This window comes from Janthinobacterium lividum (genome assembly GCF_011601275.1).
GTDB classification, from domain to species: Bacteria; Pseudomonadota; Gammaproteobacteria; order Burkholderiales; family Burkholderiaceae_D; genus Janthinobacterium; species Janthinobacterium lividum_E.
This window is the reverse complement of the sequence record NZ_JAAOLY010000002.1, coordinates 85,746-110,765: the sequence shown is the minus strand read 5'-3', so window position 1 is coordinate 110,765 and position 25,020 is coordinate 85,746. Positions and strand designations below refer to the sequence as shown.

Annotated in this window: 20 protein-coding genes; 9 read left to right on the top strand and 11 right to left on the bottom strand. The window is 64.5% G+C overall.

What is annotated here, in order from left to right; translation table 11 throughout:
- Window positions 1-15: 15 nt before the first annotated feature.
- The 3 genes from GYK42_RS03270 to GYK42_RS03260 are packed head-to-tail and all read right to left on the bottom strand — an operon-like array spanning window position 16 to window position 5,540.
- Entirely contained in the window at window positions 16-1,821 is a 1,806-nt protein-coding gene (locus tag GYK42_RS03270; protein ID WP_166446323.1) for a J domain-containing protein, read from the bottom strand.
- Window positions 1,822-1,833: 12 nt separating this feature from the next.
- Window positions 1,834-3,543: a molecular chaperone HscC gene (locus GYK42_RS03265; RefSeq protein ID WP_166446322.1), complete on the bottom strand. Its 1,710-nt coding sequence runs from the start codon at window positions 3,541-3,543 to the stop codon at window positions 1,834-1,836.
- Window positions 3,543-5,540, bottom strand: a complete 1,998-nt coding sequence (locus GYK42_RS03260) for a DNA topoisomerase IV subunit B (RefSeq protein WP_166446321.1) — start codon at window positions 5,538-5,540, stop codon at window positions 3,543-3,545. The genes GYK42_RS03265 and GYK42_RS03260 overlap by 1 nt, the downstream gene beginning before the upstream one ends.
- Before the next feature lie 462 nt (window positions 5,541-6,002).
- Between GYK42_RS03260 and kdpF the strand changes: the two genes are divergently transcribed.
- The 7 genes from kdpF to GYK42_RS03225 all read left to right on the top strand — a co-directional run bounded on the left by kdpF (window position 6,003) and on the right by GYK42_RS03225 (window position 15,050).
- Window positions 6,003-6,092 (top strand): K(+)-transporting ATPase subunit F, encoded by a 90-nt coding sequence (gene kdpF, locus GYK42_RS03255; RefSeq protein WP_034746483.1) that lies wholly within the window; start codon window positions 6,003-6,005, stop codon window positions 6,090-6,092.
- A complete protein-coding gene (gene kdpA / locus GYK42_RS03250) occupies window positions 6,092-7,897 on the top strand; it encodes a potassium-transporting ATPase subunit KdpA (RefSeq protein WP_166446320.1) in 1,806 nt (601 codons plus the stop codon). Before kdpF ends, kdpA begins: the two co-directional genes overlap by 1 nt.
- A 9-nt stretch (window positions 7,898-7,906) precedes the next feature.
- The gene (gene kdpB / locus GYK42_RS03245) at window positions 7,907-9,991 is read left to right on the top strand and encodes a potassium-transporting ATPase subunit KdpB (RefSeq protein WP_166446319.1); all 2,085 of its coding nucleotides are present in this window, start codon (window positions 7,907-7,909) and stop codon (window positions 9,989-9,991) included.
- Window positions 9,992-10,001: 10 nt separating this feature from the next.
- The gene (kdpC, locus tag GYK42_RS03240; RefSeq protein WP_166446318.1) at window positions 10,002-10,577 is read left to right on the top strand and encodes a potassium-transporting ATPase subunit KdpC; all 576 of its coding nucleotides are present in this window, start codon (window positions 10,002-10,004) and stop codon (window positions 10,575-10,577) included.
- Between the two features lie 149 nt (window positions 10,578-10,726).
- Entirely contained in the window at window positions 10,727-13,474 is a 2,748-nt protein-coding gene (locus tag GYK42_RS03235; protein WP_166446317.1) for a DUF4118 domain-containing protein, read from the top strand.
- Window positions 13,471-14,169, top strand: coding sequence for a two-component system response regulator KdpE (gene kdpE / locus GYK42_RS03230; RefSeq protein WP_034746496.1), 699 nt, complete (start codon window positions 13,471-13,473; stop codon window positions 14,167-14,169). The genes GYK42_RS03235 and kdpE overlap by 4 nt, the downstream gene beginning before the upstream one ends.
- Window positions 14,170-14,300: 131 nt before the next feature.
- A complete protein-coding gene (locus GYK42_RS03225) occupies window positions 14,301-15,050 on the top strand; it encodes a TorF family putative porin (RefSeq protein WP_166446316.1) in 750 nt (249 codons plus the stop codon).
- Between the two features lie 54 nt (window positions 15,051-15,104).
- Here GYK42_RS03225 and GYK42_RS03220 read toward each other — a convergent pair whose 3' ends face one another.
- From GYK42_RS03220 to GYK42_RS03210, 3 genes are read right to left on the bottom strand one after another with little or no spacing between them, the layout of a single operon-like run.
- Window positions 15,105-15,614 carry a cobyrinic acid ac-diamide synthase gene (locus tag GYK42_RS03220; RefSeq protein ID WP_240943419.1) on the bottom strand — a complete coding sequence of 170 codons (510 nt, stop codon included), beginning with the start codon at window positions 15,612-15,614 and terminating at the stop codon, window positions 15,105-15,107.
- A gap of 10 nt (window positions 15,615-15,624) precedes the next feature.
- Window positions 15,625-16,662, bottom strand: coding sequence for a 4-hydroxy-tetrahydrodipicolinate synthase (gene dapA, locus GYK42_RS03215; protein WP_166446314.1), 1,038 nt, complete (start codon window positions 16,660-16,662; stop codon window positions 15,625-15,627).
- Window positions 16,659-16,958, bottom strand: a complete 300-nt coding sequence (locus GYK42_RS03210) for a hypothetical protein (protein ID WP_225242621.1) — start codon at window positions 16,956-16,958, stop codon at window positions 16,659-16,661. The genes dapA and GYK42_RS03210 overlap by 4 nt, the downstream gene beginning before the upstream one ends.
- Before the next feature lie 219 nt (window positions 16,959-17,177).
- Here GYK42_RS03210 and GYK42_RS03205 point away from each other — a divergent pair, with 219 nt between their 5' ends.
- Complete coding sequence (locus GYK42_RS03205; RefSeq protein ID WP_200968961.1) at window positions 17,178-18,185, top strand: gamma-glutamyl-gamma-aminobutyrate hydrolase family protein; 1,008 nt, start codon at window positions 17,178-17,180, stop codon at window positions 18,183-18,185.
- The gene (locus GYK42_RS03200) at window positions 18,182-19,261 is read left to right on the top strand and encodes an alginate lyase family protein (RefSeq protein ID WP_166446313.1); all 1,080 of its coding nucleotides are present in this window, start codon (window positions 18,182-18,184) and stop codon (window positions 19,259-19,261) included. Before GYK42_RS03205 ends, GYK42_RS03200 begins: the two co-directional genes overlap by 4 nt.
- 272 nt (window positions 19,262-19,533) lie before the next feature.
- On the opposite strand, the gene GYK42_RS03195 is transcribed toward GYK42_RS03200, so the two are convergent.
- The 5 genes from GYK42_RS03195 to GYK42_RS03175 all read right to left on the bottom strand — a co-directional run bounded on the left by GYK42_RS03195 (window position 19,534) and on the right by GYK42_RS03175 (window position 24,845).
- On the bottom strand, window positions 19,534-20,664 hold the full coding sequence (locus GYK42_RS03195; RefSeq protein ID WP_166446312.1) for a YbdK family carboxylate-amine ligase: 1,131 nt from the start codon (window positions 20,662-20,664) through the stop codon (window positions 19,534-19,536).
- Window positions 20,665-21,852, bottom strand: coding sequence for a cation:proton antiporter (locus GYK42_RS03190; protein WP_046684256.1), 1,188 nt, complete (start codon window positions 21,850-21,852; stop codon window positions 20,665-20,667).
- 312 nt (window positions 21,853-22,164) lie between these two features.
- Window positions 22,165-23,334 (bottom strand): vWA domain-containing protein, encoded by a 1,170-nt coding sequence (locus GYK42_RS03185; RefSeq protein WP_070256030.1) that lies wholly within the window; start codon window positions 23,332-23,334, stop codon window positions 22,165-22,167.
- Window positions 23,328-23,966 (bottom strand): GNAT family N-acetyltransferase, encoded by a 639-nt coding sequence (locus GYK42_RS03180; RefSeq protein ID WP_166446311.1) that lies wholly within the window; start codon window positions 23,964-23,966, stop codon window positions 23,328-23,330. Before GYK42_RS03180 ends, GYK42_RS03185 begins: the two co-directional genes overlap by 7 nt.
- A gap of 9 nt (window positions 23,967-23,975) precedes the next feature.
- Complete coding sequence (locus GYK42_RS03175; protein ID WP_034746522.1) at window positions 23,976-24,845, bottom strand: AAA family ATPase; 870 nt, start codon at window positions 24,843-24,845, stop codon at window positions 23,976-23,978.
- Window positions 24,846-25,020 lie beyond the last annotated feature (175 nt).

Here is a 25,020-nt window from a genome sequence, read left to right as displayed (position 1 = left end):
AATTCGTGGGGCTGATTATGACAGCCGGGATTTGGAAAAGGACTTGCCGTACGTCAGATACATATAGCGCAAGGTCAGATACAGCACGGCCAGGGCCAGCTCGACGCTGTTGTGCATCATCGGCATGGTGCGGATGGCGGGGGCGTGGCCGGCCAGCACGACGCTGGCGAGGGACGGCACCAGCACCACCGGCCAGATCGTCTTCCATTTGAAATCGGTGGGGGAAAACAGCAGGCCGGCGCACGACCAGGCATACAGCACGGCGCCGACGAGGGCGGCCGGCAGCAATTGCAAATACAGTTGCAACAGCAAGCCCGCACAGCCGATCAGCCATGCCGCGCGCAGGCGGGGCAAGAGCGCCTCCGGCCAGCCGCAATCGCCATACAGGCCGGTGGCGCTGCGCAGGGCCAGCGCCGCCAGGCAGAACATCAGCGGCATGGCGTCACCGATGGCCAGCGCCGACTGGCCTTTGCCGCTCATGAACATGGCCGCGAACAGCGACAAGCCCAGACACAGGAGCAGCAGCATGCCATGCAGCAGCTGGCGGTTCATCGCATACGCGAGCAGGGCGGACGCGCACAAACCGGCTGCGGTAACGAGGCGCATGCTCTCGCTGCGCTCGGGCAGGAACAGCAGCAGCGCCACCACGAGGTAGGGCACGATCCAGCCCAGCTGCCGCAAGCCGGGCCGCTGCCACAGCGCGGGCAGGCGTTCCTGCAGCGAGTCGAACCGCGTGAACAGGGCCGCCGGCCAGCGCAAGGCATGCATGGCCAGCAGGGAAAAGGCCAGCGCCTGGAAACCCAGCAGGCTGGCATAGGCGGCCGTGTCGCCGAGCTTGAAGCCGGCCGCATCGAGCACGCCCGCGAGCATGAAGTGCAGCACGAAACCGAGGCCGCCCGAGGCCAGCGCCGTCTGCTTGAAGTAGCGCTTGGCATGGACGGCGTGCTCCCATTGCTCGAACAGGTCCGTATTGAGTTTGTAAGCGAGCATCTCGCCGTGCTGCCAGCGTATCGCATGCAGCAGTTCGCGCAGTTGCAGCGTGAATTTTTGGTCGAACAGCTGGCGCGCGTAGGCCGAAGGCGGCTGTTGCGACATGATGCAGTCGAGGCCCGGGTAGCTGTCGCGGTTGTCGCTGAAATGGGCGAACGAGCGGTCGGCCCGGTAGCGCTGCACGGCGCTGCGCACCAGATCCCCATGGCTGCGCGCCAGGTAGGAAAAATCGCGGTCCCAGCCCAGTTGCTCGAACAGGGCCTGGCGCAGCGACAGGTCATAGCCGGCGCTGGCGCAGTAGCGCAGCGCGCACAGCTCGAATTCCTCGCGTACGTCGAGGTTCAGCATGGCGTCGTCCTGCAGGATGCCGGCCAGTACCTCGCTGCCATCCGCGTGCCGCGACTGTTCCAGGAATGCCTGCCACAGGCTGGCCGCTTCCTGCGCCGGATCGATGGCGACCACGCCCCATAGTTCCGGCGGCGGTGCGGGCTCCTGGGCAATGACGCCCCACAGTTCCGCAGGCGGCTCCTGCGCTTCCTGCGCGGGTTCGTCGATGACGCCCCACAGCTCGGCCGTTTCCATGGGTGGCGCTTCTGGCGCTTTGGCTTCGACCTCGGCTTCGGCCGCTTGCGCTTCCGGGAACTCCTCGGCAAACAGGTGGGCATGGCGCAGCGCGTATTCATACGCGTCACGCAGTTCCTGGAATGCGGCCGGATCGTCCTCGGGACGCGTCGCCTTCAGGCGCTTCGCATACGCGCGCTTGAGGGCGCGCTCGTCGCCGGTCGGCTCCGTGCCCAGGATTGCCCACAGGCTGCGCTGTCCGTTGTCCATGCCGCCGTCCATTTACAGGAAGCTCTCGCTCTCGACCTGGCGCAACACGTCATCCAATGCCTGGCGCGCCTTGCGGATGGTGTTCGGGTCCTGCGTTTCCAGCGCGGCCTGGAAGTTGGCCGTGTGCGCCGCCAGGTACTGGCGCACATCGCCCAGCGACTGTTCGTACAGCCGGTCGGCGCGCGTGACCAGGGTGCGGTTTTCCAGCTGCTCGCGCGGGTGGATCTTCAGGTCGGCCAATTCCGCAAAGCGCTGCTCGATCTGTTCCGGCGTCATCACGCCCGCGTTGTCGCTGATGATCATCTTGTGGCGTTCCTGCGTGGCCAGCACCGTCACTTCCGCTTCCAGCACGCCGCTGATGTCATAGGTGAAGCGCACGTCGATGCCGATCTCGCCCGCTTTTTTCGCGGGGATCGGGAAGCTGATCTTGCCGAGGAAGACGTTGTCGGCCACCAGGCGCGACTCGCCCTGGAAGATCGCCACGTTGATTTCCTTCTGGTTGTCGTGGATGGTGGTGATGTTTTCCGTGCGCGAGACGGGCACGACGGAATTGCGCTCGATGATGGGCAGGTAATGGCCGCCTTCATACTGGTTCGCGCCGACCTGGCGCGAAATCGAAATGCCCAGCGAGTACGGCGCCACGTCCGTCATGACCACTTCGTCCAGGGCCGCGTCGCGCATTTTCAGGCCCGCCTGCACGGCGGCGCCCAGCGCCACGGCTTCGTCCGGGTCCAGGTGGATGGCGGGGAAGCGGCCGAACATGCGCGACACGAGCTTGCGCACCAGCGGCATGCGCGTGGCGCCGCCGGCCAGCACCACTTCATTCAATTCCGCGGCGCGGATGGTGGCGTCGCGCAGTGCCCGTTCCACGGGCAGGCGCAGGCGGGCCAGCAGCGGCTCGCACAATTGTGCCAGCTTGTCTTCGCCGATCTCCCAGCTGTATTCCTTGTCCTGGTAGCGCGTGGCCATGCGTACGGACGGCTGCTCCGACAGCAGGCGCTTGACGCGCTCGGCCTCATCGCGCAGCAGCTGCTGCTGGCGCGGTTCGAGCAGGCGGCTGCCGACGGCGTCGCGCAAGCCGCTGCCTTCCATGAAAGCGTCGACCAGCACGGTGACGAAGTCTTCGCCGCCCAGAAAATTGTCGCCGGCCGAGGCGCGCACTTCCATCACGCCTTCGAACAGCTCGAGGATCGACACGTCGAAGGTGCCGCCGCCCAGGTCGAAGACGAGGAATTTGCTTTCCTGTTCCTTGTCGCGGATGCCGTAGGCCAGCGCGGCGGCCGTCGGCTCGTTCAGCAGGCGCTCCACGCGCAAGCCCGCCAGCTGGCCGGCGATGCGCGTGGCCTTGCGCTGCGCATCGCTGAAATACGCGGGCACGGTAATGATGGCTTCCTCGACCTTGTGGCCGAGAAAGGCTTCGGCATCTTCCTTCAGCGCGCGCAGCACCATCGACGACAGTTCTTCCGGGCGGAATTGCTGCGTGCCGAGGGTGATCTTCTTTTCGCTGCCCATGTAGCGCTTGAAGACGGCCGCCGTCAGCTGCGGGTGCGTCTGCAGGCGCTCGCGCGCCGCGCGGCCCACCAGCACGGTGCCGTCGTCATCGATGCTCACGCACGATGGCGTCAGGTGCTCGCCGAGCGCATTCGGGATGATGGAAGCCTTGCCGTCGCGCCAGATAGCGACCAGGCTGTTGGTGGTGCCCAGGTCGATGCCGATGATCATCAGATATCCGCCTCCGCCTCATTGCCGTGTTCCTCGATCCAGGCGCGGCGTCCGGCCGCTTCGCCCTTGCCCATCAACATATTGAAGCGCGAGGCCGAGGCCATGTGGTCGACTTCACCGAGCGTCACTGGCAGCAAACGGCGCGTGTCCGGGTTCATCGTCGTTTCCCACAGCTGCTCGGCGTTCATCTCGCCCAGGCCCTTGAAGCGCGAGATCGACCAGGCGCCCTGTTTCACGCCTTCCTTGCGCAGCTTGTCCTCGATGGCCACCAGTTCGCCGTCGTCGAGCGCATAGATTTTCTGCATCGGCTTCTTGCCGCGCGCCGGCGCGTCCACGCGGTACAACGGCGGGCGGGCGATGCAGATGTGGCCCTTGTTGATCAGGACGGGGAAGTGCTTGAAGAACAAGGTTAGCAGCAGTACCTGGATGTGCGAGCCGTCCACGTCCGCGTCGGACAGGATGCAGATCTTGCCGTAGCGCAGGCCGGACAGGTCGGGTGTATCGCCCACGCTGTGCGGATCGACGCCGATGGCCACGGCGATATCGTGAATCTCGTTATTGGCGAACAAGCGGTCGCGGTCCGTTTCCCACGAGTTCAGCACCTTGCCGCGCAGGGGCAAGATCGCCTGGAATTCCTTGTCGCGGCCCATCTTGGCCGAACCGCCCGCCGAGTCGCCCTCGACGAGGAACAGTTCATTGCGCGCGATGTCCGACGATTCGCAGTCGGTCAGCTTGCCGGGAAGGACGGCCACGCCCGAGGATTTTTTCTTTTCCACTTTTTGCAGCGAGCGCTGGCGCGACTGCGCCTGCTTGATCACGAGATCGGCCAGCTTCTTGCCGTAATCGACGTGCTGGTTCAGCCACAGTTCCAGCGGCGGCTTGGTGAAGGTCGAGACGAGGCGCACGGCGTCGCGCGAGTTCAGGCGCTCCTTGATCTGGCCCTGGAATTGCGGGTCCAGCACCTTGGCCGACAACACGAACGAGGCGCGCGCGAACACGTCTTCCGGCAGCAGCTTCACGCCTTTCGGCAGCAGCGAGTGCATTTCGACGAAGTTTTTCACGGCGCCGAACAGGCCGTCGCGCAAACCCGATTCGTGCGTGCCGCCATTCGAGGTGGGAATCAGGTTGACGTACGATTCGCGCACGATGGCGCCTTCTTCCGTCCACGCCACCACCCAGGCCGCGCCTTCGCCTTCGGCAAAGCCCTCCGAGTCCGGGCCCGCGTACTGCGCGCCTTCGAACAGGGGGATCAGGGTTTCGCCATTCGATACCTGCGCCAGCGTTTCGGTCAGGTAGCCGCGCAAGCCTTCCGCATACTGCCAGGTCTGCGTGTCGCCCGTTTTCGCGTTGGTCAAGGTGACGGTGACGCCCGGCAGCAGCACGGCTTTCGAGCGCAGCAGGCGCTGCAGCTCCGTCTGCGAGATGTTGGGCGAATCAAAGTATTTTGCATCGGGCCAGGCCGTGACGCGCGTGCCGGATTTTTTGCCGTCGCGCGGGGCGGGGCGGGAATTCAATGGTTCGATCACGTCGCCATTCGCAAACACCATGTGATGCAAGCCGTTGCCGTCGCTTTCCTTGCGCCAGACGGTGATTTCCAGGCGCGTCGACAGCGCGTTGGTAACGGACACGCCGACGCCGTGCAGACCGCCCGAGAACGCATAGGCGCCGCCCGAACCCTTGTCGAACTTGCCGCCCGCGTGCAGCCGTGTAAACACGATTTCCACCGTCGGCACGCCTTCTTCAGGGTGCAGGCCGACGGGAATGCCGCGGCCATTGTCTTCGACGGTGATGCTGCCATCCGTGTTTTGCGTGACGGCGATATGCGTGCAATGACCGCCCAGCGCCTCGTCGGAGGCATTGTCGATCACTTCCTGAATGATGTGCAGCGGATTTTCAGTGCGGGTGTACATCCCCGGGCGCTGCTTGACGGGTTCCAGTCCTTTCAGGACACGGATGGATGATTCGCTGTAGTCGGATGCTGGTTTTTTAGTGGCCATACGTGTTCAAGCTAAGTAAAGACAGTGGTTGGAACGCCAGGCCAGGGCACTGCGGGCGCAATGACAGCGGCGGCGATAACTGTATAAATATACAGTATATCCCGTCCAGCGTCACTGGGGGAGGGCAGTGCGGCAGGCTTGGCGTCCTTGTGCGGACGCTCGCGCATTCTATCTTGATCGGCGGGCAATAGCGCTACTCCAAGGCAACAACAGTGCGCCGCGCGCGTGGTTTTGCGCCAATTGTGATGGATTTTATGCGGTAAAGCCGCCGTTTTTACATCTTGTTTACAGCTGCCTCCCCAGTCTTTACGAATTTTTTAGATCCTTTTGGCTAATCTGCTCACTATCAAAACAAACCTGAATGAGGGTGGGAATGGATCTCGTGTATCTCGGCTTGATTGCCGTGTTTTTCGTCCTGGCGGCCGGCTTTGCCGTCGCCTGCGACAAATTAGGGAGCGTCAAATGAACGCCTTTTATGTGCTGGGCGCCGTCGTCTCGGCTGGCCTGCTCGTGTACCTGCTGGTGGCGCTGCTGAAGGCGGAGGAACTGTGATGACGACGCAATCGATACTGTTATTGGTGGCTTTCCTGGCCGTGCTGCTGGCCGCCGGTTATCCGCTGGGCTTGTACATGGCCAAGGTGGCCGGCGATGCGCCCGTGCGCGGCCTGGGCTGGCTGCAAAAGCTGGAAAACCTGCTGTACCGCTGGTCCGGCCTGCCCGCCGACAAGGCCATGGGCTGGAAAAGCTATGCCATCGCCCTGATTGTCTTCAATACCGTGGGCGCCGTCTTCGTCTACGGCCTGCAGCGCCTGCAGGGCTTCCTGCCACTCAATCCGCAGGGCTTGGGCGCCGTCAGCCCCGATTCCTCGTTCAATACCACCGTCAGCTTCGTCGCCAACACCAACTGGCAGGGCTACGGCGGCGAACAGACCATGAGCTACCTGACCCAGATGCTGGGCATGGCATGCCAGAACTTCTTTTCGGCGGCCACCGGTATCGCCGTGATTTTCGCGCTGGTGCGCGGCTTCGCCTCGCGCTCGGGTAAATCGATCGGCAATTTCTGGGTCGACCTCGTGCGCTCGACCTTGTACATCCTGCTGCCGCTGTCGCTGGCCCTGTCCGTCGTCTTCATGGGCGAAGGCATGATCCAGAATTTTTCTGCCTACAAGGAAGTGACCCTGCTCGACCACGTGGCGTATGAAACGCCAAAGGTGGCGGCCGACGGCCAGCCAGTGCTGGATGCGGCCGGCAAGCCCATAATGGAAGCGCAAGTGGCGACGACGCAGACGATCGCCATGGGCCCCGTCGCATCGCAGGAATCGATCAAGTTGCTGGGCACGAATGGCGGCGGCTTCTTCAACGCCAATTCCTCGCATCCGTATGAAAACCCCACCGTGCTGTCAAACTTCCTGCAGATGCTGGCCATCTTCATCATTCCCGCCGGCCTGTGCTTCACCTTCGGCAGCATGGTGGGCGACATGCGCCAGGGTTGGGCCGTGCTGGCCGCCATGACATTGATCTTTGTCGCCATGACGGCCGGCGTGATGAGCGCCGAGCAGCAAGCCAATCCCGCCCTGCAAGCGCTGGGCGTGGACCAGCAGGCCAGCAGCCTGCAATCGGGCGGCAATATGGAAGGCAAGGAAACGCGCTTCGGCATCAGCTCCTCGACTCTGTTCGCGGCGGTGACGACGGCCGCATCGTGCGGCGCCGTCAATTCCATGCACGACTCTTACATGCCTCTGGGCGGCATGGTGCCGCTGCTGCTGATGCAGTTCGGCGAAGTGATCTTCGGCGGCGTGGGCACGGGCCTGTACGGCATGCTGATGTTCGCCATCCTGGCCGTCTTCATCGCCGGCCTGATGATAGGGCGCACGCCTGAATACCTGGGCAAGAAAATCCAGGCGTATGAAATGAAGATGGTCTCGCTGGCCATCCTGATCACGCCAGCCCTGGTGCTGACGGGCACGGCGATCGCCGTGATGGTCGAACCTGGCACGGTAGGCGTGGCCAATCCGGGTGCGCATGGTTTCTCGGAAATCCTGTACGCCTTCACGTCGGCGGCCAACAACAACGGCAGCGCGTTTGCCGGCCTGTCCGCCAACACGCCGTTCTATAACGTGATGCTGGCGATCGCCATGTGGTTCGGCCGCTTCGGCGTGATCGTGCCCGTGCTGGCGGTGGCCGGTTCGCTGGCGGCCAAGCAGCGCCTGTCGGCCAATGCCGGCACCATGCCCACGCACGGCCCCATGTTCATCGGCTTGCTGATCTGCGTCGTCGTCCTCGTCGGTGTATTGAATTACGTTCCCGCGCTGGCCCTGGGCCCGATCGTCGAACACCTGCAACTTTTCATCAAATAAGAGGCTACCATGTCACGCACAAGCCTGACTTTGTTCGATTCCGCACTGATCGGCCCCGCCGTCGTCGATGCGTTCAAAAAACTCGACCCCCGCACGCAGTGGCGCAGCCCCGTGATGTTCGTCGTCTATGTGGGCAGCATCATCACGACCCTGCTGGCGACCCAGGCCGGGATCAGCGGTGGCCAGGGCGAAGCGCCATTCGGCTTCATCATCGCCGTCGCCGTATGGCTGTGGTTTACCGTGCTGTTCGCGAACTTCGCCGAAGCGCTGGCCGAAGGCCGCAGCAAGGCGCAGGCGGCTTCGCTGCGCGCCCTCAAGCAGACGGTGATGGCAAAGAAAATGCAAACGCCGAAATACGGCACCTCCTGGCTGCCCACGCCGGCGACCGACCTGCGCAAGGGCATGACGGTGCTGGTCGAGGCCGGTGACGTCATTCCCGCCGACGGCGAGGTGACGGCCGGCGTGGCCTCCGTCGATGAAAGCGCCATCACGGGCGAATCGGCGCCCGTCATCCGCGAGTCGGGCGGCGACTTTTCCGCCGTCACGGGCGGCACCCGCGTGCTGTCGGACTGGTTGCTGGTGCGCGTCTCCGTCAACCCTGGCGAAGCATTCATCGACCGCATGATCGCCATGGTCGAAGGCGCCAAGCGCCAGAAGACGCCGAACGAGATCGCCCTGACGATTTTACTTGTGGCCCTGTCGATCGTGTTCCTGATCGTCACTGTGACCCTGCTGCCGTATTCGCTGTTTTCCGTGGCGGCGGCCGGCAGTGGCACGCCCGTGACGATCACGGTGCTCATCGCGCTGCTCGTGTGCCTGATTCCGACCACCATCGGCGGTCTGTTGTCCGCCATCGGCGTGGCCGGCATGAGCCGCATGATGCAGGCCAACGTGATCGCTACGTCGGGTCGCGCCGTGGAAGCGGCCGGCGACGTGGACGTGCTGCTGCTCGATAAAACGGGCACCATCACACTGGGCAACCGCCAGGCGTCGAGCTTTGTACCTGCGCCCGGCGTGACGGAGCAGCAACTGGCCGATGCGGCGCAGCTGGCCTCCTTGGCCGATGAAACACCGGAAGGGCGCAGCATCGTCGTGCTGGCCAAGCAGAAGTTCAATATCCGCGAACGCGAGATGGCCAGCCTGCACGCCACCTTTGTGCCTTTCACGGCGCAAACGCGCATGAGCGGCGTCGATATCCCGGGCGAGCAGCAGGTGCGCCAGCTGCGCAAGGGCGCGGCCGATTCCATGAAAAAGTATGTGGAAGCGCTGGGCCAGCCGTATCCGGCCGAGGTGGGACGCGCCGTCGACGACATCGCTCGCCGCGGCAGCACGCCGCTGGTGGTGGTCGACGACGGCCGCGTGATGGGCGCCGTGGAGCTGAAGGATATCGTCAAGGGCGGCATCAAGGAACGCTTCGCGGAATTGCGTCGCATGGGCATCAAGACCGTCATGATCACGGGCGACAACAAGCTGACGGCCGCGGCGATCGCTGCCGAGGCGGGCGTGGACGATTTTCTCGCCGAGGCGACGCCGGAAGACAAGCTGAAACTGATCCGCAGCTACCAGTCCGAAGGCCGCCTGGTGGCCATGACGGGCGACGGCACCAACGATGCGCCGGCGCTGGCCCAGGCCGACGTGGCCGTGGCCATGAACTCGGGCACGCAGGCGGCCAAGGAGGCGGGCAATATGGTTGACCTGGATTCGAACCCGACCAAGCTGCTGGAAATCGTTGAAATCGGCAAGCAGATGCTGATGACGCGCGGTTCGCTGACCACGTTCTCGATCTCGAACGACATCGCCAAGTACTTCGCCATCATCCCGGCGGCGTTTGTCGGCACGTACCCGCAGTTGAAGGCGCTCGACATCATGCACCTGGCCAGCCCCGCGTCGGCCATCATGTCGGCCGTGATCTTCAATGCCCTGATCATCGTCGTGCTCATTCCGCTGGCGCTCAAAGGCGTGCAATACCGGGCCATCGGCGCGGCCAGCCTGTTGCGCCGCAACCTGCTGATCTATGGCCTGGGCGGCATCGTCCTGCCCTTCATCGGCATCAAGCTGATCGACATGCTGCTGTCCGCACTCAATTTAGTATAAAGGAACCATCATGAGCATCATCGTACGTCCCGCCCTGGTCCTGTTTGCCGCGCTGACCGTGATCTGCGGCGTCGTCTATCCATTTGCCACGGCCGGCATCGGCCAGTTGGCTTTCAGCGATGAAGTCAACGGCAGCATCGTCGAGCGTGGTGGCAAGCCCGTCGGCTCGACCCTGATCGGCCAGTCATTCACCTCGCCCAAGTACTTCTGGGGCCGTCCATCGGCCACCGCGCCGATGGCGAATAATGGCGCCGGTTCGGGCGGCTCGAACCAGGGCCCGACCAATCCGGCCCTGGTGGACGCCGTCAAGGCGCGCATCGCCGCCCTGCAGGCCGCCGACCCGGGCAACCGCAATCCGATTCCCGTCGACCTGGTGACGGCGTCGGGCAGCGGCCTGGATCCTGAAATCAGCCTGGCGGGCGCCTTGTACCAGGCGCCGCGCGTGGCCCGCGTGCGCGCCATGCCGCTGGCGCAGGTGGAAAACGCTATCGCCAAGGTGCAGAAAACCGCGTATATCGGCTTTTTCGGCGAACCGCGCGTGAATGTGCTGGAACTGAATCTGGCGTTGGATGCCATGGCAAAGTAAGCTGGCAACCGTGCGCAGGTCGGCGCAGGTCGGCTTAGCGCAGCGTAAGCCGACACCACCACCAGCCAGGCCAACAATGTTGTCGGATTACGCGCGCCCTTCGGACGCGCTAATCCGACCTACAATGCCCAAGAAGATTAAAATACAACATGCTTCCCAACGACAGCCAACGCCCCGATCCTGATGCCCTGCTGGCGCAAGTGCAGGCGCAGGAAAAGAAAGCCGCGCGCGGCCGGCTGCGCATCTATTTTGGCGCCTCGGCCGGCGTCGGCAAGACCTATGCGATGCTGGCCGCCGCGCGCAAGCTGCTGGCCGATGGCCAGGATTTGCTGGTGGGCGTGGTGGAGACGCATGGGCGCCTGGATACGGCGGCCCAGCTGGACGGCTTGCCCGTGCTGCCCCTGAAGGCCATCGAGTACCGGGGCAAGACCCTGTACGAATTCGACCTGGACGAGGCCCTGCGTCGCGCGCCGCCTTTGATACTGATGGATGAGCTGGCCCATTCGAACGTGGCCGGTTCGCGCCATCCGAAGCGCTGGCAGGATGTCGAGGAATTGCTGGCCGCCGGCATCGACGTGCTGTCGACCGTCAACGTGCAGCACCTGGAGAGCCTGAACGACGTGGTGGGCGGGATCACGGGCGTGCGCGTGGCCGAGACCTTGCCAGACACGGTGTTCGACCGCGCCGACGAAGTGGTGCTGGTCGATATACCCGCCGACGAACTGCTGCGCCGCCTGAAGCAGGGCAAGGTGTATCAGCCGCTGCAGGCCGAGCGGGCGTCGCAGCATTTTTTCCGCAAGGGGAATCTGATCGCCTTGCGCGAACTGGCCTTGCGCCGCACGGCGGACCGGGTGCAGGACGACGTGCAAGCCTACCGTGTCGAAAAATCGATCAATCCCGTGTGGAAGACGGGCGCCGCGCTGCTGGCGTGCGTGGGACCGCACGCGGGAGGCGAACACGTGATCCGCAGCACGGCGCGCCTGGCCAGCCAGCTGAATGCGGAATGGCATGCGCTGTACGTGGAAACGCCGCGTTTGCAGCGCCTGCCGGCGGGCCAGCGCGAGCGTATTTTGAAAACCCTGAAACTGGCGCAGGATCTGGGCGCGCGCACTGCCATCGTGCCGTCGGCCGACATCGCCGGCGCCGTGGTCGAGTATGCGCGCAGCGCGAATATCTCGAAAGTCATCGTCGGCCGTGGCCATGCCAACTTCAATGCGCTGGCGCGCCTGTGGCAGGCGCCGCCGGCCGCGCGCATGGCCAGCCTGGCGCCCGATATCGACCTGATCGAAGTAGGCTTGCCGCCAGCCGATGCGGCGCCCCGGCGCGCAGCCGGCGACGATGCGGAAGCGCCGCGCCGGCCATCGCGCCATTGGCGCTACATCCTGGCCGCCGGCGCCAGCCTGGCCACGGCCCTCGCCTCGGTTCCATTGCAGCCTTATCTTGACCTGGCCAATATCGCCATGCTTTCCCTGCTGACGGTGGTGCTGGTGGCGGTGCGCCTGGGGCGCGGGCCGGCGGCGCTGGCCAGCCTGGTGGGCGTTGCCTGTTTTGATTTCGTCTTCGTGCCACCGCGTTTTTCGTTTGCCGTGGGCGACTTCCAGTACGTGATCACGTTTGGCGTGATGCTGGCCGTGGGCCTGATCACGGGCCACCTGACGGCGGGCCTGCGCTTCCAGGCGCGCGTGGCCTCGCACCGCGAAGCGCGCGCCCGCGCCCTGTATGAATTCTCGCGCGAGCTGTCCGGCGTGCTGCAGACGGAGCAGATTTTCGACATCACGAAAAGCGCCATCGAACGGGCTTTCCGCGCGCGCGCCACCTTGCTGCTGCCCGATGACGAGGGCAGCTTGCAGGCCCCGAATGGCGGCGAGGCGCTCGATATCGGCATCGCCCAGTGGGCCTTCGACCATGCGCAGGCGGCGGGGACTGGCACCGACACCTTGCCGGCGTCGCCCATTTTCTACCTGCCGCTGATCGCGCCGATGCGCACGCGCGGCGTGCTGGCGCTGCTGCCGCTCGAGGGAACGCAGCGTGGACGCTGGCTGCTGGTGCCGGAACAGCGCCAGCACCTCGATACCTTTGCCGCCCTGGCGGCCATCGCCCTCGAGCGCGTGCACTACATCGACGTTGCCCAGGGCGCGCTGCTGCAGATGGAATCGGAGCGGCTGCGCAATTCGCTGCTGGCGGCCCTGTCGCACGACTTGCGCACGCCCTTGACGTCGCTGGTGGGCCTGGCCGAATCGCTGGCCCTGTCGCGGCCAGCGTTGTCGAGCGCGCAGCTGGACATGGCGCGCTCGCTGCAGTCCGAAACCGTGCGCATGAGCGCCCTGGTGGCGAACTTGCTGGACATGGCGCGCATCGAAAGCGGCCAGGTGCGCCTGAACCTGCAGTGGCAGGCGCTGGAAGAGGTGGTCGGCAGCGCGTTGCGCGCCAGCGGCCCGCAGTTGCAGCAGCATGCCGTGCAGACGCAGCTGGCGCCGGACCTGCCGCTGGTGCGCTACGACGCCGTGCTGGTCGAGCGCGTGCTGTGCAACCTGCTGGAAAACGCGGCCAAGTACACGCCGGCCGGCAGCACCATCACAGTCGCGGCCGGGGTGCACGGCCAGTTCCTGCAGGTGACGGTGCTTGACGATGGCCCGGGCTTGCCGCCGGGCCGGGAGGAAGCCATCTTTGAAAAATTCACGCGCGGCGAACGCGAATCGAACAAGCCGGGTGTCGGGTTGGGGCTGGCCATCTGCCGCGCCATTGTCGAAGCCCACGGCGGCACCATCCACGCGCAGCCGCACGCGCCGGGACAGGGCGCCGCCATCGTCTTCAGCCTGCCGCTGGGCACGCCCCCGGCGCCGCCGGAGATCGAGCTCGATGACGCGAACGACTTTGAAACAGGAAAACCAATATGAACGAACCTTCCGCCACCGCCTTGCTGGTCGAGGATGAACCGCAAATCCGCCGCTTCGTGCGCGCCGCGCTGGAAGACGAGGGGTGGCAGATTTTCGAATCGGCCACCATGCAGCGGGGCCTGATCGATGCGGGCACGCGCCGGCCCGACCTGATCGTGCTGGACCTGGGGCTGCCGGACGGCGACGGCATCGATTTCATCGCCGACATCCGCAAATGGTCGGCCGTGCCCATCATCGTGCTGTCGGCGCGCGTCGACGAGCAGGACAAGATCCGTGCGCTGGACGCGGGCGCCGACGATTATCTGACCAAGCCGTTCGGCGTGGGCGAATTGCTGGCCCGCGTGCGCGCCACCCTGCGCCGCCAGCGCCAGCCCGCCGCCAGCGACGATGGCGTGGTGCAGTTTGGCGACGTGCGCGTCGACCTGAAGGACCGGCTGGTGACGCGCAACAAGCAGCTGGTGCACATGACGCCGACGGAATTCCGTTTGCTGTCGGTGCTGGTGAAAAACGCCGGCAGGGTGGTCACAAATCCGCAGCTTCTGCGCGAAGTGTGGGGGCCTTCGAACAGTGAAAACGGCCACTATCTGCGCATCTACATGGGCCATCTGCGCCAGAAGCTGGAAGCCGATCCGGCCCAGCCGCAGTACCTGCTGACGGAAACGGCCGTCGGCTACCGGCTGCTGCTGCCGCTCTAACACCTGTTATTTCCCCTGTTTGAAAACAGGCGCCGCGCGCGCCAGGGGGACGCTGTACCCAAATTTTTGCAGCGGCGGGCCAGCTGCGCCATGTTGGCAAAGGCCCATACCACCCATGAAGAAGAACAACCATGAACAAAATGCTACTTGCACTTGCCGTCGCCACTGCTTTTACGGGCAGCCTGGCCCACGCGGACGAGGCAAAGCCCGACAATGAAGTGAGTTTCAACGTGGCCGGCGTATCCGACTACCGCTACCGCGGCATCTCGCAAACGCGCTTGAAGCCCGCGCTGCAAGGCGGCATCGATTATGTCAACAATCCGATGGGCCTGTACGCGGGTGCCTGGGCTTCCACCATCAAGTGGACCAAGGACGCGGGCGGCAGCGGCGACGTGGAAGTGGATCTGTATGCGGGCAAGCGCGGGCAGCTGGGCGGCGATGTTGGCTATGACGTGGGCGTGCTCGCCTATGTATATGCGGACAACGGCTTGAAGCACGTCGCCGGCCTGGCCGACGCCGACACGCAGGAAGTCTACGGCCAGCTGTCGTACGGCCCCGCCTACGTCAAGTATTCGCACGCCGTCTCGAACCTGTTCGGCATCGTCAACAGCAAGAACAGCGGCTACCTGGACATTGGCGCGAATATCGACCTGACGAACGGCTGGACCGGCAACCTGCACGCGGGCCACCAGAAGGTCAAGAATAATGATGCATCGAGCTACACGGACTGGAAAGTGGGCGTCACGCGCGACTTCGGCATCGTTACGGGCGCGCTGGCCGTGATCGGCACGAACGCGGGCAAGTCGGCCTATGCCTCGCCCGTGAATGGCAAATTCATGGGCAAGACGGCGCTGCAGCTGACGGTCAGCAAGACGTTTTAATTGACAGGGAAGGGAGGCGGCGCATGCGCCGCCTTTTTTGCGTGCCCGGACGGGCTAGGCGGAAAGGTTGAAAACGGCGCAGTACAACTGCCCCAGGCTGACCACGCGGGCGGCTGGAATCTGCGCGGCCAGGGCATGGGCAGGCGCCGCTTGCGTGTCCGTTGCCAGCAGCACGCGCAGGCCCGGATTGACGCTGCGCGCGTGCGCGATGCGGCGCGCCAGGCCTGATTGCGCGGCGGCGTCGACGACACCGTCGAGCGGCACCACCAGAACGCGTGCGGCGATCAGGGCCGAACGGCTGCCCATGGAGTCGCGGCCTTCGCTGTCGATGACGATGTCGTGATAACAGTTCACCAGATGTTCCAGTTCCGGTTGCAAGCCCTTGGCGCTGATGGCGCGCGCCATCAGGCGCGGCCGCGTCAGGCTGCCGTGCATGGCGCCGTCGTGCATATTTCTGGCCTGCGCCATGGCGCTCTGGCGTGGGTCGGCATCGAGCAGCAAGACCTTGCGGCCGGCCAGCGCGCGCGAAGCGGCCAGCCGTCCGGCCAGGATGGATTTCTCCATGCCCCCGCGCTCATCCGTGATGGCGATGATCATCTTGGCGCACGGCTGGCATGATGTTGGCAGGGGAAACCAGCTGCAGCAGACAGCCTTCGCGCGGCTCTTCCCTGTCGCTGGCCGTCCATGCGGGCAGTTCCAACAGTGGCTCGAGTGCCGCGGCCAGGGCGGCCTGGCCGGGGGAAGACATCGGCGTCATCGGCAGGCGCAAGGCGTTGCGCACCTTGCCCTGCATGGCCAGCGCTGCTTTGACGGGCGCGGGATTCGGTTCGGCAAACAGCAGGCGGATGACGGGCAGCATGGTCTTGAACAGGGCGCCGGCCGCGCCGTGGCGGCCCTGCTTGACGAGGTGGTACAGCTGCGCATACAGGTCGGGGCGCACCTGGGCGGCGGCCGACATGGCGCCGTGGCCGCCCATGGACAGGCTGGCCAGCAGCAGCGCATCGTCGCCGCACAGCACGTCCAGGCGCGTGTCGAGCAGCAGTTCGCCCAGTTGCTGCAGCTTGCCGCCCGCTTCCTTTATGGCGACGAAGTGCGAGTCGCGCGCCAGCAGCGCGGCCGTTTGCGGTTCGATATTGACGCCCGTGCGGGCCGGCACGTTGTACAGCACGATGGACTGGTCGGTGGCGCCGGCGATGGCCTGGAAGTGGCGCACGATGCCGTCCTGCGAAGGGCGCACATAGGCGGGTGCGCAGACCAGCAGGCCGGCCAGCGGATGGTCGTTGTAGCGCTGCACCGTGGCGACGACACTGCGCGTATCGCTGCCGCCTATCCCCATCACGACGGGGAAGCGGGGGCCGACGGCTTCAAGCACGCTGTCTAACAGCATTGTCTGTTCGGCGGCGCTCAGCATGGCCGCTTCGCCCGTGGTGCCGCATACCACCAGGCCGTCGATGCCGCTGGCGGCCAGCTCGCACGCGAGCTGCTGGGCCGCGTCGAAGTCGATGTCGCCATCGCCATCGCGGAAGGGCGTGACCATCGGCACCCAGATGCCCTGGAAGTGCGCGGTGATGCGCATCGAGGACATCGCCTGCTCGCAGGAATACTGGTTCATAGCGATTTCCCCTGGCTGATGCGGCCAAATTCCGCCGCCGGCAGCAGGCGCATGACGGCGTCCATCGTCAGGCGCAGGGCAGGTTCCGTCACGCACAGCCACACTTTCATGCGTTCGGCGTGGTCGACCGCCTCGACGCGCATGAACGACAGCATGCCGCCGCACGTCCTGACGACCAGCTGGCGCAGCTCGGCCAGGCAGGCTTTGTCGACCGTGATATGCATGAGGAAGGTGGGCAGGCGAGGGTGGCGGTGGGGCAGTGCGTGATGTGCGGACAGGCGTGAATGGGGTTCCATGGTGGCTTTGCAGCGGTGGTTGAGGTACGTTCAAGATTAGCAGCGGGGGCGTAAAGATTCTCTAAAAAGCGGGGCCGCCAGCGTAAACGGGGCGTATGCGTTTGCCGCCGGCGTGTTGCGTGGATGCCCGCAGGTATGCTTTTGTTACAAAATTGAATCGTGCTTTTGAAGGCGGGGGTTTATATTGAAACCGTTCTCCGCTTTCAGTCAGCCCCCGCCATGTCAGACGAAAAAGATCCCCAGCAGCCCCCGTCCACCGATCAAGCGGCGCCAGAGCCGGCACCGGCGCGGCCCGACCGGGTGGGCCGCCGGGCGCCCGATGACGAGCACCGCGCGCGCGACGCCGCCCCCCGCTACCTGAAGGATAACGACACGCCGCTGGCGCTGGCCTGGCGGGTGATTTCGTCGCGCTACCGGTCCATGCGCGACAAGGCCAGCCGCGATTTCATGCGGCGCACCCTGCGCATCGGCATCTCGGCGCGCATTTTTCACCCCGAGCCTGGCGCCACTGGCTTGCGCAGCAAGAATCTGCAATACCTGGAAGAGTCGATCGCCCAGTGGGTCATGTCGCGCGACGTGCTGGTGTTCATGATCCCGACCGTCAATACCAGCGGCCAGCTACACCCGAGTAACATCACCTTGCGCCACTATGCGCGCCACCTGGACGGCCTGGTGCTGCAGGGCGGCGCCGACGTCTCGCCGCAGACGTATTCCGAGGCTGCCACGCGGCCCGAATGGAACGGCGACCGCGCGCGCGACCTGTACGAGCTGGAACTGCTGCACGAATTCGTCGACGCGGGCAAACCCGTGCTGGGTATATGCCGCGGCTGCCAACTAATCAACGTGGGCTTTGGCGGCACCCTGTACCAGGACATCGCTTCGGACGTGGAAGGCGCCACCTCGCACGTCAACGACCTGTATGACCGTCACCGTCACACCATCGTCTTCCCGAAAGGCTCGTCGCTGGCGGGCATGTTCCCGAAGGCGGGCGAGGCGCTCGTCAATTCCATCCACCACCAGTCGGTCAAGGACCTGGGGCGCGACGTCACCGTGGAAGCGTATTCGCAAGGAGACAACATCGTCGAAGCCATCCGCTACCAGCGGGCCCGTTTCGTCATGGGCTTGCAGTGGCACCCGGAATTCCATTCGGCGGGCGGCGTCGAACTGCTCGATTGCACACCCATCCTCGATAACTTTTTGCGCGCGGCGCGGGAGACGCGGTTTTGAGTGCGCATCTGATCCGCCGGCGCACGCTGCTGGCCGGCCTGCTGGCGCTGCCCCTGGCGGGCTTGCGCGCGGCGCCACGCCCGCACGACGGCCCGCTGCCGTTTGCGCTGACCTCCGCCGCGCGGGCCCGCACGCTCAAGGCGCAGGTGGCGCCGGCCGTTGCCGAACAGGTGCTCAAGGCGGCGCGCAAGGATGCGGCGCGGCCCGTGCACCTGATGGCCGAAGTGCGCACGGGCGGCTTGCTGAAGGGAGAGGGCGGACGCGAGACCAGCCAGCAGGCGCAGGAAGACTGGCGCCAGGCGCGCTTGCAGGCCCTGGCCTGGCGGCTGTCGGGCGAGATGGCGCATTTCGAGGCGGCGCGCCAGCTGCTGCTGGCCTGGAGTGGCAGTTATCAGCCGTCGTTCAGTCCCGTCGACGAGACGGAGCTGGCCAGCTTGCTGATGGGCTTTGACCTGGTCCAGGAACGCTTGAACGGCGTCGAACGCGAGCAGGTGCAGGCGTTTTGCCGCACCCTGGCGAACGGCTATCTGAGTGACCCCATCAAGGTGGGCGGCCCGTCCACGGCGCGCAACAACTGGCACAGCCACCGCATCAAGATCGGCACGGCCGCCGCGTACGTGACGGGTGACTCGCTCCTGATCGCGCGCGCGAAAGAGCGCTTCCTGGCGCACGTGCCGCGCAATATCGGCGTCGGCGGCGTGCCGTTCGACTTCGAGCAGCGCGACGCCCTGCACTACACCACCTACAGCCTGGAGCCGCTGCTGACGACAGCCCTGATGGCGCAGGCGCATGGCGACGACTGGTATGGCGCGCCGGAAGCGCGGCGCCTGGCCGAGGCGCTGGCCTGGTTGGCGCCGTATGCGCAGGGCAGAAAGACGCACGAGGAATTCGCGAAGAGCGCCGTGCCCTTCGACCGCAAGCGCGTGGCGGCCGGCGAAAAGGGCTTTACGGGAAATTGGGAGCCGAAGGGCGCCGCCAATGTTTACCTGCTGGCGGCGCGCTTCGATCCCGCATACCTTTCCCTGGCGCTGGAACTGCGCCCGCCAGCCTGGGCGCTGGCGCTGTATGGCAGTTGATTAAAACTTCGTGCGCACGGTGAACATCACATTGCGCGTCTCGCCGTGGAAGCCTGTCTGGAACAGGCCCAGGCCCGTCATATTTTTTATCCAGCGCTAATAATGTTGTCGGATTACGCGGCCATGCCGCTAATCCGGCCTACGGTCCCAGGCTGAGCAACATCAGTCATTCATGCGTTGTCGGGGTAAAAACGGGTAGGTCGGATTAGGTCCGAAGGACCGTAATCCGACAGCATTGTTGGCGGCGCCAGTCGGATTACGCTTGGGCAGCGTCAGTAGTTCATCGGCTCGCCACGGAAGCAGCGGATCGCCGAATCGACCATGCCCTCGGCGCTGCCCTGCACATTGTGCTGCTTGCGCAGGTATTGCGCGTCGCTCCACTGCTTGGCCACGTCCGACAGGTGTTTCAGGGCTGGCGTGCTGCCCAGCGCCTCGGCGTGCGGCTCCATCTTGCGCAGGGTGGTCATGATGTCTTCGCGCAGGGACATCGTTTCGTAGGTTTTCGGATGCGTGATGGCACCATCGAGGCCGAAGCGGCAAGCCTGGAAGCGGTTGTAGTTATATACGAGGTAATCGTCTTCCACGGGCGGGGCTTCCTTGCGTTCGAGCAGGTAGCGGCATAGCGCCTGCAGGTAGGCGGCCAGCGCGGCGGCCCGTTCCACCGTCAGCGGCGTGTCGCACACGCGCAGTTCGATGGTGCCGAATTCCGGCTTGGGACGGATATCCCAGTAAAAATCCTTCATGCTCTTGATGATGCCCGTGTTCTCCATCTTGGCGAAATATTCGTTGGAGAACTGGTCCCAGCTCAAGGTGAACGGTGCGCGTCCACTCATGGGAAACGCGAACACGGAGTTCAGGCGGGCCGAGTCGAACAGGGTGTCGCGCCCCTGCACGTAGGGCGAGGACGCCGACAGGGCGATGAAGTGGGGGATGTAGCGGTTCAGCGAATGCAGCAGGAACATGGCGTCATCGCCCGAGGCGCAGCCGATGTGCACGTGCTGGCCGAAGATGGTGAACTGCTTGGCCAGGTAGCCGTACAGTTCCGAGATTTCCTGGAAGCGGGGCTTGGAAAAGATCTTTTGCGAGGACCATTGCTGGAACGGATGCGTGCCGCCGCCTGCGATGCCGATATTGAGCTTGTCGCCGGCCGTGATCAAGGTGTCGCGGATTTCCTGCAACTGCTCCAGCAAAGGGCCGTGATGTGTGTGCACGCTCGAGTTGATCTCGATCATGCTCTCGGTGATTTCCGGCGTGACGTTGCCGGGGAACGGCTTTTTATTCAGCAGGTGCAGCAAGTCGGGGCTGGCGGCCGTCAAGTCGTAGTCCGACAGGTTCACCAGTTGCAGTTCCAGTTCGACGCCGAAGGTCAGCGCGGCCGATTGGCCAAAGGGTTCCAGCGGCATTTAGCGCTCCTTGATTTCGTGGGTTTCTTTGGCCAGCATCAGCACGCGCTGCACCAGCACGGGGCCGACCAGTTCCAGGCCCAGGGTGATGGCGGCCAGGGCGTTCAATTCGTCACCGAAGTTCACGCCGTGCTGGCGCGCGTGTTCGAGCAGCAGGATGATGAAGACGGAAACGGGCGTCAGCGCCACGCCCGTCAGCACGCCCTTGCGCCAGGAAATGCCGCTCACGTGCGAAAACGCGGCCACGCCGGCGACCTTCGTCAGCAAGCGTCCGCCGACGACGGCCAGGGCCAGGCCCGCGCCGGCCGTCACGCTGGCCCATTCCAGGGTCGAGGCGGCATACACGAACAGCAGTACCGTCAACAGCTCGCCCATGGCGCCGAAATTGCGCTGCGCCTGGCTGAAGGCGACACGGCGGTGGCGCGCCACCAGGCCGAAGGTGAGCGTGGCCAACAGCGGCGACAGGCTGGTGGTGTAGGTGAGGGCGACGAGCAGCATCACCGACAGCGCGAACGCCACGGTGGCGTCCTGCGCCATATTGCCCAGGCGGCGCAGCATGGCCGGCACGACGATGCCGAAGACGGTGCCGGCGGCCACCGAGGCGGCCAGCACGGCGGCGCTGCTGCTGCTCGCCTCGATCAGGTCGGTGGAACTTTGGAACATCCAGAAGCCGACGATGATGTTGAACGTGAAGACGGCCAGCACGCAATTCAAGGCCGTGAGGTGGACGATGCGTTCCGTGACCTGGCCCGAACTGCGTTCCTCGTTGATGACGCGCATGATGGTGGCCGGCGAGGTGGACATGGCCAGCGACGCCAGCAGCAGCGCCGTCATCGAGGTGCTGCCGAATTCGATGCCGATGAAGTAGACGACGGCAAACGTCAGCAGCGATTCGACCAGGCCCGTGACGGCGATCCACGGGTTGTTCTTCAGCCAGCGCAGGTTGATGCGGTAGCCCACCTCGAACAGGATCAGGCCGAAGGCCACGTCGGCCAGCACCAGCATGGGGCCGGCGTCCGTCTGCGGCAGGATGCCTACCTGCGTCTGCGCGAGGACGAAGCCGATCACGCCGTAAAAACTGATGCGCGGCAGGCCCGTCCAGCGGTGGCCGAATTCGCCCACCACCCAGGCCAGGGTAATGGCGAACGGCCAGGACAGGTCGGCGGCGATCGAGATCAGACTTTGCATGCTCATTCCTTTGAAGTGGCGCTGGCACCGGCCGGCAGCACGGGGGCTGGCGCGGCTATGTCGTGGTGCAGCGGTGGTGCATAGTTTGCGCAGAGCGATGCGCCGATTCTACCGGAGCAGAAGGCGCGCACGATGTGCGCAATCGAACAGTGTCGCGGCCATGGCGGCCGCGCACGGGATGCAGCAGGGTAGGGCAGGGCTGGTATCAGCGTATGGTACCCGCCCGCAGCGGAGATGCTCCGCACGGTAGTGCCGTGTCGCAGTGTACGGCATGGCGGCCCCCTGCCGCCATGGACTTTTTGTTAGGTGCTTTTATTTACTGAGCAGGCGCATGCCCCGTTCCAGCCCGTCGATCGACAGGGGGAACATGCGGTTGTTCATCAACTGCCGCATCACGCCGATCGACTGGCGGTATTGCCACAAGCCTTCCGATTCCGGATTGAGCCAGATGAATTTCGGGAACGCCTGGGTAAAGCGCGCCAGCCACGTCGATCCTGCTTCCTCGTTGTTGTATTCGACGCTGCCGCCCGGCTGCAGGATTTCGTAAGGGCTCATGGTGGCGTCGCCGACGAAGATCAGCTTGGTGTCGGGCGGGTATTTGCGCAGCACGTCCCAGGTGGGAAAACGCTCGGCATTGCGGCGCCGGTTGTTCTTCCACAGGTAATCGTAGACGCAGTTATGGAAGTAAAAGAACTCCATGTTCTTGAATTCCGTCTTCGCCGCCGAAAACAGTTCCTCGGTGCGCTCGATATGGTCGTCCATGCTGCCGCCCACGTCCAACAGCATCAGCACCTTGATGCGGTTCTTGCGCTCGGGCCGCATCCTGATGTCGAGGTAGCCCGCATTGTTCGCCGTGGCGGCGATGGTGGCGTCGAGCGCCAGTTCGTCTTCCGCGCCTTCGCGCGCGAACTTGCGCAGGCGGCGCAAGGCCACCTTGATGTTGCGCGTGCCCAGTTCGCGCTCGCCGTCGTAATCCTTGTAGCTGCGCGCTTCCCACACTTTCACGGCCGTGCGGTTGCCGCCCTTGCCGCCGATGCGGATGCCTTCCGGATTCGTGCCGCCATTGCCGAACGGCGACGTGCCGCCCGTGCCGATCCACTTGCTGCCACCTTCGTGGCGCTCCTTCTGCTCCTTCAGCAGCTCGTTCAGGCGGTCCATCAGCTTGTCGTAGCCGAATTTTTCCAGCTGCGCCTTCTGCTCCTCGGACAGTTCGCGCTGCATGCGTTTCAGCAGCCAGTCGAGCGGAATCGCCGCGTTCGTGTCGAAGGCCGCGTTGACGCCCTTGAAGTACTGGGCAAACGCGCGGTCGAACTTGTCGAAATGGGCTTCATCCTTGACCAGGGTCAGGCGCGCCAGATAGTAGAAATCATCCATCGAGGCATCGATGACGTTCTTTTGCAGCGCTTCAAGAAGGGTCAGAAATTCCTTGATCGAGACGGGAATCTTCGCATCCTTGAGCGTGAAGAAGAAATCGATCAGCATGGCGCGCGCTCTCCCGCGCGGGGCAGTGCGGCGATGGGGCGCTGCGCCAGCTTGTAGCGCAAATGGGCGGCGATTTCCGGCCACTCGCCGCGCGTGATGCTGTACATGACGGTGTCGCGCACGGTGCCGTCGCGGCGCAGCGCATGGTGGCGCAGCACGCCATCCTTTTTCGCGCCCAGGCGTTCGATGGCCGCCTGCGAGGCGTGGTTGAAATTGTCGGTGCGCAGGCCCACCAGCGCGTAGCCGAGCGTGTCGAAGGCGTGCGCCAGCAGCAGCAATTTGCAGGTGGTGTTGACGTGGCTGCGCTGGCAGCGCTTCGCATACCAGGTGTAGCCGATTTCCAGGCGTCCGATGGCCGGCACCACGTCGTGATAGCTGGTGGTGCCGAGCACCTCGCCGCTGGCCGCGTCGACGACGGCAAAGGCGAAGCGCGTGGGGCGCATCTCGATGCCCTTGAAAATGTACTGGTCCACCTGCTCCGGTTCGGGCACGGAGGTGACGCGCAGATTCCACAGTTCGCCATCCATGGCCGCCGCGCGCAGGCCGGCCGCATGGTGCGGCGCCAGCGCTTCGAGGCGGATGCCGTGCAGTTCCAGGGGGACGAAGACCTTGTCGGAGCTGATGTCGTTCACCGGCGCTCCTTAGCGGTTGGTGCGCGACATGAACATCAGACGCTCGAACAGGTGCACGTCCTGCTCGTTTTTCAGCAGCGCGCCGTGCAGCGGCGGCACGACGGCCTTGTTGTCCTTGCTGCGCAAGGCTTCGGCCGGGATGTCCTCGGCCAGCAGGAGTTTCAGCCAGTCGAGAAATTCCGACGTCGACGGCTTTTTCTTCAGGCCAGGCACGTCGCGCACCTCATAGAAGGTTTGCAGCGCCTGCGCCAGCAATTCCTGTTTCAGATGCGGGTAGTGGACGGCGACGATCTGCTCCATCGTGTCCTTGTCCGGGAATTTGATGTAGTGGAAGAAGCAGCGGCGCAAAAAGGCGTCCGGCAATTCCTTCTCGTTGTTCGAGGTGATGATGACGAGCGGGCGGTGGCGCGCCGTGACCATTTCTCGCGTCTCGTACACATAGAATTCCATGCGGTCCAGTTCGCGCAGCAGGTCGTTCGGGAATTCGATGTCGGCCTTGTCGATTTCATCGATCAGGAGCACCACCGGTTCGGGCGCCGTGAACGCCTGCCACAGCACGCCCTTGACGATGTAGTTCTGGATGTCGCGCACGCGCTCGTCGCCCAGCTGTGAATCGCGCAGGCGCGACACGGCATCGTATTCGTACAGGCCCTGCTGCGCCTTGGTGGTCGATTTGATATGCCACTGCATCAGCGGCATGTTCAGCGCGGCGGCCACTTCCTCGGCCAGCATGGTCTTGCCCGTACCCGGCTCGCCCTTGATCAGCAGCGGGCGTTGCAGGGTCAGCGCCGCATTCACGGCCAGTTTCAGGTCGGCGGTGGCGACGTAGCTGTCGGAACCTTCGAAGCGTTGGCCTTGCTGGGTGTGCTGAGCTTGCATGAGCGTTCTGCCAAAGTGGGGAAATGGTGAGTATAAACAGAACTGTGGCGTACTGCCACGCGGACGGCCTGTGCCTGCCTGCCTACAATGCGGGTTTTATAGGTGGACTTGCAAGAATATCTTGGCTAGAATCGGCAAGCAGCAGATTAATTGGCAACCTTAATTGTCAACACAT